This window comes from Streptomyces tamarix, from assembly GCF_032423885.1.
Lineage (GTDB): Bacteria > Actinomycetota > Actinomycetes > Streptomycetales > Streptomycetaceae > Streptomyces > Streptomyces tamarix.
In genome coordinates this window covers 1-13047 of the sequence record NZ_JAWCTQ010000076.1, presented here as the reverse complement: position 1 = coordinate 13047, position 13047 = coordinate 1, and the positions used below count along the sequence as shown (strand labels likewise).

At 69.4% G+C, this 13047-nt stretch carries 10 protein-coding genes; 1 reads left to right on the top strand and 9 read right to left on the bottom strand.

From position 1 onward, the window contains the following. Positions 1–43: 43 nt before the first annotated feature. On the bottom strand, positions 44–1057 hold the full coding sequence (locus RND61_RS31855) for an LLM class F420-dependent oxidoreductase (RefSeq protein ID WP_315881651.1): 1014 nt from the start codon (positions 1055–1057) through the stop codon (positions 44–46). A 231-nt stretch (positions 1058–1288) separates the two neighbouring features. Between RND61_RS31855 and RND61_RS31850 the strand changes: the two genes are divergently transcribed. Continuing rightward, positions 1289–2548, top strand: a complete 1260-nt coding sequence (locus tag RND61_RS31850) for an MFS transporter (RefSeq protein ID WP_315881650.1) — start codon at positions 1289–1291, stop codon at positions 2546–2548. 74 nt (positions 2549–2622) lie between these two features. Here RND61_RS31850 and RND61_RS31845 read toward each other — a convergent pair whose 3' ends face one another. The 8 genes from RND61_RS31845 to RND61_RS31810 form a co-directional block, all read right to left on the bottom strand. Then, positions 2623–3486, bottom strand: a complete 864-nt coding sequence (locus RND61_RS31845) for a helix-turn-helix transcriptional regulator (RefSeq protein ID WP_315881649.1) — start codon at positions 3484–3486, stop codon at positions 2623–2625. A gap of 117 nt (positions 3487–3603) precedes the next feature. Beyond that, entirely contained in the window at positions 3604–4449 is an 846-nt protein-coding gene (locus tag RND61_RS31840) for a class I SAM-dependent methyltransferase (RefSeq protein WP_315881648.1), read from the bottom strand. Continuing rightward, positions 4446–5957 (bottom strand): 4-hydroxyphenylacetate 3-hydroxylase family protein, encoded by a 1512-nt coding sequence (locus RND61_RS31835; protein ID WP_315881647.1) that lies wholly within the window; start codon positions 5955–5957, stop codon positions 4446–4448. Before RND61_RS31835 ends, RND61_RS31840 begins: the two co-directional genes overlap by 4 nt. Continuing rightward, positions 5954–6523 (bottom strand): flavin reductase family protein, encoded by a 570-nt coding sequence (locus RND61_RS31830; protein WP_315881646.1) that lies wholly within the window; start codon positions 6521–6523, stop codon positions 5954–5956. Before RND61_RS31830 ends, RND61_RS31835 begins: the two co-directional genes overlap by 4 nt. After that, the gene (gene asnB / locus RND61_RS31825) at positions 6520–8361 is read right to left on the bottom strand and encodes an asparagine synthase (glutamine-hydrolyzing) (protein ID WP_315881645.1); all 1842 of its coding nucleotides are present in this window, start codon (positions 8359–8361) and stop codon (positions 6520–6522) included. Before asnB ends, RND61_RS31830 begins: the two co-directional genes overlap by 4 nt. After that, on the bottom strand, positions 8361–8993 hold the full coding sequence (locus RND61_RS31820; protein WP_315881644.1) for a hypothetical protein: 633 nt from the start codon (positions 8991–8993) through the stop codon (positions 8361–8363). The genes asnB and RND61_RS31820 overlap by 1 nt, the downstream gene beginning before the upstream one ends. Before the next feature lie 560 nt (positions 8994–9553). Then, entirely contained in the window at positions 9554–10381 is an 828-nt protein-coding gene (locus tag RND61_RS31815) for a response regulator transcription factor (RefSeq protein ID WP_315881643.1), read from the bottom strand. Positions 10382–10555: 174 nt separating this feature from the next. Continuing rightward, on the bottom strand, positions 10556–11851 hold the full coding sequence (locus RND61_RS31810) for an MFS transporter (RefSeq protein ID WP_315881642.1): 1296 nt from the start codon (positions 11849–11851) through the stop codon (positions 10556–10558). Positions 11852–13047: the final 1196 nt, after the last annotated feature.

Sequence of the window (13047 nt, the reverse complement as noted above, 5' to 3'; positions counted from 1 at the left end):
TAAATGACGTGACATGGCCTTCCTTCGGTAGCGCCGCGTGTGCTCACAGCGCGGCGGGGCCCAGTCTCCTGAGGACGTCCAGCACCGTTTCCTGGCTGTAGAAGGCATCAGGGGGCAGGGAGACGAAGAGCTGGATGCTGGTCACACCGGGCAGGTGGTAGCGCATGATCTGCTCCCGGCACTCCTCCGGCGAGCCGCTGATGAACAGTCCGTCGACGACCTCGTCCGGCAGTGCCTTCTGGGAGCCCGCCGGGTCCGCCGCCTCCCACGCTTCGTGCACCTCGCGCAGCACCTCCCCGTTGCCCAGCCACTCATGGAACTTGCGGTAGGGCTCCCGGTTGAGGATCCAGGCGAGGAAGGGCCGCGCGTTGGCGCGTGCGTAGTACTTGTCCTCCGTGGGGCAGACGAAGACCTTGACCACGAATTCCTTGCCCACGGGCTGCGGCCCGACGGCCTGCAGGATCTTGGGCACGTCCTCGGGGAACAGCAGGTTCGTGATCGCCCCGTCCCCCTCGCCGAAGGCGAGCCTCAGCATGTTGGGGCGCAGCGCCCCCAGGATCACCTTGGCCGGTTCGGTGGGCGGATGCGGCAGGCGGTAGCCAGTGATGGAGAAGGTCTCGAACTCGTCCGCGATGTACTCGCCCCGGAGCGCCCGGGTGACGAAGCGCAGTACGTCGCGGGTGCGTTTGAACGGTTCTTCGAACGGGATGCCGTTGATGTCGCTGACGTGTGCGGGCACCGAGGACCCCAACCCCAGCAGCAGGCGCCCGGGGGCGAGCTGTGCCAGCGTGGCCGCGGTCTGGGCGATCACGGCGGGACCGCGGGTGAAGACGGGCACGATTCCGGTGCCCAGCCGCAGGGTCGGAGACCAGGCCGCCGTGGCCGCGAGCGGGGTGAAGGCGTCGGTACCACCTCCCTCCGCCGTCCAGACGTCGGAGTAACCGATGTCCGGCAGCCGCTCGACGATGTGTTGGTGGTGGCCGATCGTGATGCCGGGAAGAGGCAGCGTGACGCCCCAGTTGGGCTGCGCGAGCGGAGAGCGGTCGCTTGAGGGCACGAGTGACGGGATCCTTTCCGATAGCGGGGCGCGCGACCCGGGTGGTGAACCACGGGTGCGGCGAGTTCAGCATCCCGGGCCGAACGAGTCGGAAACAGCCAGGTGTTGATGGCATTACTTCCACTAACAGGACCAACGCCTGGCTGGTTGGCCCGCGCGGGGATTGCCAAGGTGGTCGGGCCGGCAGCCGGAACCCTCCGACCGCTCTCCCTCGAAAGGCAGTTTCCCCTCATGGACAGTCCTTCCTCCCCACCCGCCGCCCAGGCCACGGCCCCGGCACGGTTCCGCTGGGGTCCGTACACCTCGGTGTTCCTGTTGCTGTTCCTGTTCGGCACCGAGACGTTCCTGGTGTCCCCGCTGCTGCCGACGATCGCCGACGACCTCGGCATCAGCGAGCAGTCGGCGGCGTACAGCGTGACGGCGTACGTGCTCGTGTACGCGGTGTGCGCTCCGTTCCTGGGCCTGGTGAGCGACCGCGTGGGACGTCGTCGCACGCTGCTGATCGGCTCGGTGCTCTTCCTGCTGTCGAACGTCGCCGCTGCTCTTTCCGACGGGTTGACGCTGCTGGTGCTCTCGCGCGCCCTGGCCGGCCTCGCGGCCGCCGCCGCGGGCCCGGCGATCTGGGCGCACATCGCGGAGACCACAGAGGACACGGTGCGCGGACGCGCCCTGGGCATGGGCATGGCACTCTTCTCCTGCGGCCAGGTACTCGGCGTGCCGCTGGGCAGCTTCCTGGCGGACGCCGCCGGCTGGCGGGCCGCGTTCTGGGCCATGGCCGCAGGCACCCTGCTGGTCGTCCCCGTGCTGCTCAAGCAGATCCCGATCAGTGCCGCTCAGGCCGCCGGCGGCCTGGGGATCGGAGCGGTGTTCGCCGCGTGGGGGCACCCCGCGCTGCGCAAGGCACTGCTCGTCAACACCGCTTTCAACGCCGCCAACCTGGGTGCCTACACCTTCATGGGTGTGGTCCTCGCGGACCGCTTCGACCTGTCCGTCTCCGCGCTCGGCCTGGTCGGCATCCTCGTCGGCATCGGCAGCGTCGTGGGCTCCACGGTCGGGGGGCGCCTGGGCGACCGAGCCAGGGCCCAGGGCCGTACGCACCTCCCGATGCTCCCCGTGTGGGGTCTTCTGCTGGCCGCCGGCGTCGCGCTCACGGTCTGGGGCCCGGGCCTGATCCTCACCCTGGTGGGTGTCGCTCTCTGGTTCCTGGCCAGTGGTGGCTTCGTCACCGACCAGCAGACGCTGGCGGGTACGGCCGCCCCCGAGCTGCGGGCGACCTCCAGCGCCTGGCTCACCTCGACCATGTACGCCGGTACCGGTGTGGGCGCCTGGGCGATCGGCCTGTTCTCCGATCTGTCCCTCGCCACCGCGGTGGTCGGCATTGGGCTGGCCCTGGTCGCATCGCTCGGTGGCGTTCTGGTCAGCACCCAGCTGCGGCGTGACACCGACCGTGGGCCGCTCGTCGATGCGGCGAGTGTCCCGAAGAAAGCCTAAACCTGCGGCTCGGGCAGTCACCTCCCCAGGACAGGGCTGAAGGCGCGGTAAACCAATCCCCCGCGAACGCGCCTTCAGCCCACTTTTCGTGCCAGACCGACGGAGCGCAGGGGCCGGTTCACCAGAGCCGACACCCTGGCTCCGTCGTCCTGGCCCGCCGGGGTGAACAGCAGGATCAGCGACGCCGGGTCGTCCACCGGGCGCAGGGACGACAAGGACATGCGGATCGGCTCGCTACCCACCGGAGTGGCGGTGACCACGCGGCTAGTCAGCTCCCCCACCGAGTGGCAACTCCACCAGTGGCTCAGTTCGGGGGCGTCCGTCGCCAGCCGGCGGTACAGCGCGGCGATGCGCTCGTCGGACGGGATCATGCCGGCCTGGGCGCGGAAGTGCTGGAAGACGCTCATGGCGAGCGGTTCCCAGTCGGTGTCCGGCAAGGCCCCGCGCAGACGCTCGTCGGCGGCCATGAACCACATCAGGTTGCGTCGGTCGGCGGACACCGCCGAGGGCTCTCCCCAGACCGCCGACCACGCTGCGTTCCAGGCGACCAGGTCGAAATTCCGGTCGAGCAGGACAGCGGGGCTGACCGGCCAGGAGTCCAGCACGGGCTGCAGCGCCCCGTTCACGGATCCGCGGGCCGTGCTCGCTTCGGGCTCGTAGTAGCCTGCCAGCCGCAGCACATGGCGCATTTCGGCGTCATCGAGCCGCAGCACCCGCCCGACGGACTCCAGCACCTGCCGTGAGGCGGTGACCCTGCCCTGCTCCAGCCAGGTGTACCAGGCGATGCTCACTCCGGAGAGGGAGGCGACCTCTTCCCGGCGCAGGCCGGGGGTCCGGCGCCGGGTGGTCGGTGGCAGGCCGACGTCCTCCGGCTTGAGCAAGGCGCGATGGGCCCGCAGGAACGCTCCGAGGTCTTGGCTTGCGGCTGGAGTTGACATGCTGTGTGTCTCCTTACGCGGGCCGGGAGGACCCAGTCATGATAGACCGCGCCGCAATGGCCCGGCCGTACTCCTCAAGGAGGCCGGCCGGGCCGTTCGGCTGCTGGGTGACGCTGTTCAGCCGCGGGTGGTCGTCTTCCACAGCCGGATCGGCATGTGGCTCACGTGTCCGCGTTCCTGCTGGCGTCGCCACGCCGCCTCGCCCACGGCCCGGAAGAAGTCCGCGCGCAGGCCGGGTTCGACCATCCGACTGTAGTAGTCGCCGAAGGTCGCGGCGTGGAAGTGCTCGTACTCCGCCGCGCTGCCGACCTGGACGACGGCGTCGCGCTCGGCGGTGGTGACGACCCGCAGGTGCCGCTCCAGAAGCCGGTGCAGCCCCTTGGCGTCGCGGGTCCGGGTGGCGATCGGTACGACGTCGTGGTCGGCGAACCGCCGGGGTACGAGCGTCCGGTCGGTTCCGAGTGCGACCAGGGCCTCACGCACGAGCTCGTCCTCACCGCCCAAGCCGTGCTCGTCACGCGACGGGTGGTACGTGGTGAGCAAGAACGTGCCGTCCAAAGCCATGTGCTGTCCCAGCCAGGCGAAGAGCCGTTCCTCGACGGGGTAGAGCCAGTGCAGCACCGAGGTCATGGTGACCAGGTCGGGCGAGAGGTCCATCGGTTCCGGTGACCTCAGGTCGGCCTGCCGCAGCCGTACCCGGTCGCCAAAGCGCCGCAGCCTGTCGGCCGCCTCGCGCAAGCGGTGCTCAGACTGTTCCAGGCCCACCGCCCGCTGCAGGGACGGGAAGCGCTCCAGGGTAGCCTCGAGCAACTGCCCGATGCCGCTGCCGAGGTCGGCGTGGACGCGGGGTTCGACCGGCGCCTGGTCGAGCACCCAGTCCTGGTCGTTGGCCTGGCGCAACTTGCTGGCGTCGGCGTAACCGGCGAGGGTGCTGGCCTGGATCTCCACTGCGGAACTGGTCACGAACGCTCGCCTTCCGGGGTGTGTGCGGTGGTGGTGGAGCCGACCGGGCCGGAGATCAGCCGCTCCAGGCGGTCCCGGATCTCGGTCTGGTCCTGGCGCTTGAAGATGTTGATCCGGTTGCGGGCCAGGTCGCCGCGGTGCACGTACTCGTACAGGTCCTGCCGCTGGCCGAAACTGTCCCCCGTCAGGTCCCACGCGAGCCGGAAGAGGCGCGACTTCTTGTCCGCCGGGATGTTCTTGCCGCGCATGTAACGGTCGAGGAGCGGGCGGAGCCGCTCGTTGCCCAGGTCGTTCTCGGTGGGTTGCATGAGGACGCCGGCCGAGCCGATGTTGCGGACGACGGCCACGGCGCTCGCCGCGACCTCTGCGGACCACACGCGGCTGGCCGCGGTGTCACCGGGCGCCAACAGACCGCTGTCGGTGACGGTGGCCCGGGCCTCCGCCGCGTCGATGAAATACTCCGTCATCTCCGCGTAGGTGGCCAGCTTGCCGAGTTCTTCCTGGACGTTGCGGAATCCGTCCACCCCGATGCTCTCGGCGAGCATCGTGGCCGTGGCCAGCAGCGTGCGCAGGCGCTCGCGGTAGCGGATGTGGCCGATGTACGCGCTCCAAGCGTTGATCCGGGCCAGTCCGGTACGGGCCAGGGAGCCGTCGCGCAGCAGGAACACGCGGTCCCAGGGCACCAGCACGTCGTCGAAGAACAGCATGGCGTCCTGCTCGTCGAAGCGGCCGGCGAGCGGATGGGCGTGCCCCCACGGCTCGGCTCCGAACGGCTCCCGGCACAGGGTGATCAGGCCGGGGGTGTTCAGCGGCAGGGCGCACCAGACGACGAACTGATCGGCGCTGCGCTGCGTGAAGGAGGCGGAGAGGTAGACGAGCACCTCGTGTGCGGTGGGTGCCAGCGTGGTCAGTTGCTTGGCGCCGCGGACCACGATGCCCTTGTCGCTCTCCTCGACGACGCGCAGCGCGAGGTCGGGGTCGTCAACGGGGTCCGCGGACCGGTCGATCTGCGGATCGCCCAGGGCGTGCGTCAGGACGAGGTCATTCGTCGCGCAGTGGCGGTACCACGCCTCGGCATTGGCTCCGAAGCCGGCTTGGTTGCGCTCCAGTTGCAGACGGAAGTCGTACAGACCGAGCGCGATGCTCGACATGAACGCCGGGGAACGGCCGTGCTGCCCCATGCTCTCCCGCAGCCAAAGCTCGGCGCTGCGGCGCTGGGCCCGCAGGTCCTCCAGCGTACGCGTCGGCTGGTAGGCACGGGCCAGGGTGAGCCCGCTGTCGGGGTCCTTCCATGTCATCAGGGAGGCGTGCTCGGGGTCGTGCTGCAGGTCGAAGAGGCGGGCCAGCTCGTCGACGGAGGGCTGGAACGCCGGGTGGGAGGCGGGGTCGGTGATGCGCTTGCCGTCCAGGTAGAGCTCGCGTCCGTCGTCCAAGCTGGCGCGATAGCTCTCACCGGTCCGCACCCCCCGGCGACCCTTGCTCGTGTCGGTGGTGGCCGTTTCGCTCATGTACGTACTCCAGATGCCATGGGCGCCCGGTCCGGACGCGGGGTTGACGGTGCGGTGAGGGGGGCCGGAGCGTGGTAGGCGCCCTCGTGGTAGAGCAGCGGCTCGCCCTCCGAGCAGGCCACCGCGACGGGCATGCCGATGAGGATGCTGTGGTCACCGCCCGGCAGGACGCTGTGCAGCCTGCAGTCGAACCAGGTCAGGCAGCCGTCGAGCACGGGTGCTCCGGTGACTTCGGTACGAGTGCGCACATCGGTGAAGGCGCCGGTGCTCCGGCCCGCTCCCGGGGTGGCGAAGTGCCGCGAGAGCTGCTCCTGGCCGACGCGCAGCACGCTGACGGCGAGCCGGCCGGAGTGCTCGGCGGCTTGGATCAGCGGGCTGTGCTTCCCCACGGCTACGCTGATCAGCGGCGGATCCATGGAGAGGGTGATGAACGAGGAGACGGTCTTGGCGAAGAGTTCGTCACCCCGCCGTGTCGTGAGGACGGCAACGCCCGTGGCACAGCCGCGGGCGGCCTGTCGGAGGGAATCGGGGTGGATGGCCTGCGTCTGGTCGAGCGGTGTCGTCATCGCAGGCCCACCTTGTAGGCGCGCAGCCATTCGTCGACCTGGAGCAGGTGGTCCAGACCGCCGACGGGGTTGGGCGCTGTGCGCGGACTCGGCAGCGGTCGCCCGTCCCGGACGGCCTCACGCACCAACTCCCTGTCGACCAGGTCGAAGACCGGGGCGGCGGGATCGGCGAGTAGTTCGTGCATCCGGGAGGTGAGCACCTCGGTGTACCGGACTGCCGGTGTGGAGGGGTAGCCGCTCTTGGGCCGGTCCACCACCTGGGGCGGGAGCAGGTCCCGCACGGACTCCCGCAGGACGCCCTTGGGTGTTTTGCCGAGCGACTTCACTTCCCACGGGATGTTCCACGCGTACTCCACCAGGCGGTGGTCGCAGAACGGCACCCGCACCTCCAGACCCACTGCCATGCTGACCCGGTCGACCCGGTCGAGCAGGGGCGGCAGCCAGCGGGTGAGTGCGAGGTGGCCGACCTGGCGCATGCGTCGCTGTCCGCCCTCCTCTCCGGGGAGTTCCGGCGTGCCGGCCAGCGAGTCGCGGTACTGCTGCGCGGTGTACTCCTCCGGACGTACCGCGGCCCGGACCTCGGGCCGCAGCAGTGCGGCAGGTGTTTCGCGGCCATGCAGCCAGGGGAAGGTGGCGGCGGCGACGGCTTCCGCGGCGTGGAAGTACGGGTAGCCGCCGAACACCTCGTCGGCGGCCTCCCCGGACAGCGCGACCGTCGACTGGCGCCGGACCTCGCGGAACAGCAGGTACAGGGAGGCGTCCATCTCGCCCCAGCCGGGCCGGTCACGGGCGCGCAGCACCATGTCCCTGGCGTCCAGCAGGTCGTCGTCGGGGACGATGACGCGGGTGTGCCGGCTACCGACGTGGTCGACGACGGCCTGGACGTACGGTGCGTCGTATGTGGTGCGCCACTTGTCGGGGCGCAGGGCGGTAGCGCTGCCGGGGAAGTCGACGGAGAAGGTGTCGATCTTGTCGTGGCCGTCACGGTCGCGGGCGAGTGCCGCGAGGGCGGTGATGGCACTGGAGTCGACGCCCCCGGACAGCAGGGCGCACAGCGGTACGTCGCTCAGCAGTTGACGTTCGACAGTATCCGTGAGCAAGTCCCGGATCCGTGCGGTGGTGGCCGACGCGTCGTCCTCATGCGCCGCGGAGGTGAGCTGCCAGTAGCGCACCTCCCGGGTGGCCGCGCGGGTGGCCCGCAGGACGTGCCCGGGGCGAACCTCGCGCATCCCGCGGAACAGGCCGTGCCCGGGCGTGGGGGCCGCGGGCAGGGCGAAGAGCTCCGCGATGCCTTCGGTGTCGAGCTCGGCACGGAACTCGGGATGGGCGAGGATCACCTTGGGCTCGGAGCCGAAGAGCAGGCCGCCGGCGTACGCGTGGTAATAGAGGGGTTTGACCCCGAGCCGGTCACGCACCAGCAGCAGCTCCTCGCCGCGGGCGTCCCACAGAGCGTAGGCGTAGATGCCGTTCAGGTGCTCGGGCGCCGCCGCGCCCCACTGGAGGTGGGCGCGCAGCACGACCTCCGTGTCCGACTCGGTACGGAACCGATGGCCCAGGGAGAGGAGTTCGGCACGCAGCTCCCGGTAGTTGTACAGCTCCCCGTTGTACGTCAGGACTGCCTGGGGCGCGCACTCGTCACCGGTGTCGGTCAGCGGCTGTGTGCCGCCTGCCAGGTCGATGACGGCTAGCCTGCGGTGTCCGAGCGCGGCGCGGGCGGACAGCCAGGTGCCGCCGTCGTCGGGCCCACGGCAGGCCAGGGTGTCGGTCATGGCGCGTACGGTCTGCTGCCCGCCGCGCAGGTCACGTTCCCAATCGACCCAGCCCGTGATGCCGCACATCACGCCTCCTGAACGGTGCTCGGGGCGGTGGCCCGCCAGTGGCATCCGTGTCCGTCGCTGTCCTCGCTTAGCCGGTAGGAGACCTCGTAGCCCTTGGCGCGGACGTTGGCAGACATGGCCTTGGTGCAGTAGGTGCACGGTGAGGCGAGCGTGAGGCGCACGCCGTTGCTCCTGGCCTTTTCCCGGTAGTCCCAAATCGCACAATGCGTGATGGTCAGGGCCGCGGTGGTGGCGGGCTCGGGGCCCTGGGGCTCGTCCAGTTCGTAGGTCGAGCCGTACAGTTCGGCTTGGCGTGCGATGCGCCGGATCGGGTCGGCGGCACCGCGGCCGTGGTCGGGCTCGACCGTGCGGTGCACCTCGGCGATGGAGGCGGCCCACTCGGCGAGGACCTCCTCGCCGTACCGGGAGATCAGAAACCGTTCCATCAGGGCTTGGCCCCGGAAGAAGACCCGCTGCCACTCGGACGGCGTGTCCGGGGAGGACAGGGGTAGGTCCGCGAACAGCTCCGCCTGGAGGCTGAACCAGGCATCCAGGTCGGCGTCTCCGCCGCGGGCTGCCAGGAACCGGGTGAGCCCGGCTTCGGCCTCGTGCAACCGCTGTCGCCATAAGGCCGCACGCTCGGTGTCGGGCATCGCGGCGATGACCGAACCGGGAGTGAGGCGTCGGGCAGTGGCTCGCTCGCTGCCGTGTCCGGCGGCCGCTCGGGGCACGCTGCCGGAGTCGACGGACAGGGGTGCCGCGGGGCCCGGGGCCGGGTCCACAGCCGTTGCCCCTTTGGCCGCTGCACTCATCAACTTCCCCCTCTGCTAATTGCGGGCCGGCTTCGGGCAGCCGGCCTGTGGCCACGCTAGGAACCGGGCCCCGCCGCCCAGAACCTCCCTTCGTCTCGTGTGAGGGGGACCTCCGGATGCCCCGGTGCGCTACCAACGGCAGAGGAGACGGGGGAACACGACGGATCCAGGGAGGGTGCCGGCGAGGGGAACCGGGCTCCGGCCGTGGCCGAACCCCTGCAGGAGCGGGCGTGCGCCATGGTCATGGGGCAGAAAGGGGCCCTGGTCCTTTCGGCTACCGCCGGCGCTTCTTCCGTCGCTCCGGCAGCCCGAGGGGCGGGTGCCCACGGGGGACACCCGCATGTGCCGGACCTCTGCCGAGACGTTTCCTCGGCGGACTGCCGCCCGCACCTGGCGCAGGGTCAGACCAGGCCCTGACGGTGGGCGTAGAGCGCCGCCCGGAGCCGGTCGGGCTGGCGGATCTTGCGCATGACCTGTGTCAGGTGTTTCTTCACGGTGGGTACGGAGAGCGAGAGTTCCCGCCCGATCTCCGCGTTCGACAATCCACGTGCCAGCAGCGACAGCACATCGCGCTCACGGGTGGTCAGGCTGACGTCATGGACCGCCGGCTCGTGCGTCTCCAGTGGATCGGGAGCGTCCCGTCCCTCGCCCACGGGGGCCGGTAAGAAGATCGACCCTCCGGCGCTGACGATCGCCAGGGCCCGGACGACACACTGCGCGTCCTGGTCCAGAGGAAAGGCCCCGCTCACACCGGCTTTGAGCATCCGGCTCACCTGGGCCGCGTCGTCGGCCCTCCGCAGCAAGACGATACGGGTGTCCGCGGCGCCCCTCGAACGGCGCAGGCTGCGCACCACCGTGAGGTCCCTGCGGAAGTCGTCGGTGGCGCCGAGGAGAATCAGGTCGGGCCGGTAGCGCCCCGCCTCCGCCAGCGCGTGCTCGTGCTCCCGCACAGCACCCACCACTTGGAGCCCTTCACCGCGGGCCCCGTCGAGCACAGTGCGCAGTCCCGCGAGCGGTATGGCGTGTATTCCGGCGAGGAGAATGCGGGCCCTGACCCACGGCGCGTTCGCAGCGCTGGCGTTCCCGGCGGGATTCGACAGAGACGTCACCTGCAATTCACGCCATCTTTGGTCAGCCAGCGCGGCCACCTCGCGGAACAGCCTTTGGTGGCCGGCGGCTCGATCAAATGGATTGCAGGCCTCGACCTGGATCATTTCCTGCTCGGACAACCGGGCCACCGTGAGATGCGGGGGTCGCCGGGTTGCCTGCTGGCGCCCCTTGCGCACCGTACCCGCTGTGTGCCTTGCTCCGGCAGTAGAGCTGTTCACTGTTCTCCCCCGAAGGTTACCGACAAAGGCAACGTCCGAACCGAGCGGTTCAGACAAAATCATCCGGTATCGCGGTCAGGTGAGCGTGGCTCCCTTGGTCTCGCGCATGCCGGCGTATACGAGCGTGGAAATGAGGGTGAGACCGGTCACGTACCAGGGAAACCAGTCCGCATGCCCCCGGTCGATCAGAGTCGTGGCCAGGTACGGGGCCGTCCCGCCGAAGGCGGCGACGGTGATCGCGTAGGGCAGGCCGATGCCCGCCGTACGTACCCGAGCCGGAAACAGTTCGGCCATGACCGCCCCGCTCACGGCGGTGTACCCGGTGAGCAGGACCATGCCCGCGCAGGAGATCAGAAGCAGGCTCCAGAAGGAGTCGCGGAGCAGACCCAGCAGTGGAACGGTCAGCACCGTGAACCCTGTTCCGAATGCGATCAGCAGCGGTTTGCGGCCCACCCGGTCCGACACCATGCCCACCAGCGGCTGCAGCGCGGTGAAGAAGGCCAGTGCGATGGTGCTGATGACCAGGGTGGAGTCGGGGTCGAAGCCGACCGTGAGCCTGGCGTAGGTGGGCAGGAAGGTGGTCCAGGTGTAGAAGGTGACGGTCGCTCCGAGCGTCATGCCGACGACCAACGCCGCTTCACGAGGGTTGTCACGCAGGAAGTCGAAGGGTCGGGGCCGGTCAGCCGGCTCCGGGCCGGGCCGGTACGTCTCCCGCGTTCCCCGCCGTATCCAAAACCCCGTGAGACAGGCGACGGCCCCGAGTCCGAAGGCCAGGCGCCAGCCGAAGGAGTGCATCTGGGCCGTGGTCAGCTGTGCGGCTAGCAGGGCGGCGACGCCCGAGGCCAGGAGCTGCCCGAGGTTGCCGCTCACGTAACCGATGCTGGAGTACAGGCCGCGTCTGCCGGTGGGGGCGGACTCGGCCACGAAGACTGCGGACACCGTGGACTCGCCTCCCACGGACAGCCCCTGTGCGAGTCTGACCACCACCAGCAGGACCGGTGAGGCGATGCCGATCTGCTGGTACGTGGGAAGCAGGGCTATCGCCAGCTGGCCGGCGCCCATCAACGTGATCGTCGCTGCCATCGCCGCGCGGCGTCCGTGCCGATCGGCGAGGGAACCGAACAGGAGACCACCGACCGGACGCGCGGCGAAGCCCACGGCGAAGACCGCGAAAGCACTCAGCGTCTGGACCATCGGGTCGCCGTTGGGCGGAAATATCTGATCGGCGAAGTAAGCGGAGAGATAAGCGTAGGCGAGCCAGTCGTACCACTCGGTGAGATTGCCGGCGGCGGCGGCCAGTAACTGACGCCGCCCTCTGTCGACCGGTAGTGCTGAGGGGGACGAAAGCTCGGACGAGGTGTCGAGCCTCATGGACCTGTATGGCCTTCACTGTGATCAACGGTAGGGGAGCTCATGGAAGGTCGTCTCTCGGTGTTGGACTCGCTAGCACAAGATTGATACCGAAGTCAATCGGACGGCGCTGTCCGCTGTGACGGCATTGCTGCGCGATGCGCTGCCGGGGTAAAAGTCAATGGATCGTCACTCCATACCCGAGTGTATGTCAACCGCCATCTGGCCGATTGTTTTTCTTGGTACAAGGGTGACGGAAAAATCCTCGTCGATTTCCGGCCGTCACGGGTTCGGCGGGCGCCGGTCCGCGCTGGTGGAGAGCGATCGCGCGCCGACGGATGGGCTCGGAGGGGCCGATTCTCCTCCCGACCGGTTCAAGACGGGCGACCCTCACAGTGCCGCCTGTGTGGCCGGGCGCCGCGGCGCCCGGCGAGGCGACACTGGAAGCGGTTCGCCACGCGTGCCGATCGCGGCCCGGCTTCTCGAAGAAGGAGATTGCGACGGCTTTGTATGAGTAGGACACCGGGGCGCTGCCAGACAGTTGTGCGATATCGACCCGAACGGCATCGACCGGTCTCATGGAGCACTGCTGCGACGGCACCGTCTACTGCGACGCCGTTCCTCGCTCCAGTTCACGGGGTGTGAAGAGGTCCGTGACTCGGGAACGCGCAGGATCGAGCCCGACCTTGGGAACCGAGTGCGGTCGGACGTGTGCCTCCGACGGTCGAACAGCAGGTGGCTGATTACACGCGAGCACCTCTTCGTGTCGGTCGCCTCGGAGAACCTCCGGGCGTGGTTCCCCGCCGTGTGAGACGACCGGTCCGTCCGGCGGAGAGCGCGTTCGGGTGCATTTTCTCGAACGCCTCTGCCCGAGTCGCATTCCCCGTGACCGCCATGACGGACGGACCGGCTCCGAGAGGAGCCTGGCCGTCCGCTCGAGGTCCGCCGGTGCCGGCTGCCGGACAGAGGAGCTCGATCGGTCGCCGTTCAGGAAGTGTGGACGGAAGGGCTCCCCTGAACTGAAGCCGCAGCGCTGCGGGCAGTCCGTCAATCGAACGGTGCAATGGGGTAGCCAGGGTCACCGACAGGCTGCGGAGAGATAGCCGTCGAAGGTGATGTCGAGTGTCTTGTCCGTCCGCCGGATCCCGGTGCTCACCGGTTCGACCGCGTGGGTGGTGCGGACGACGTGGCAGGTCTCGGTACCGAAGGGGGGACTC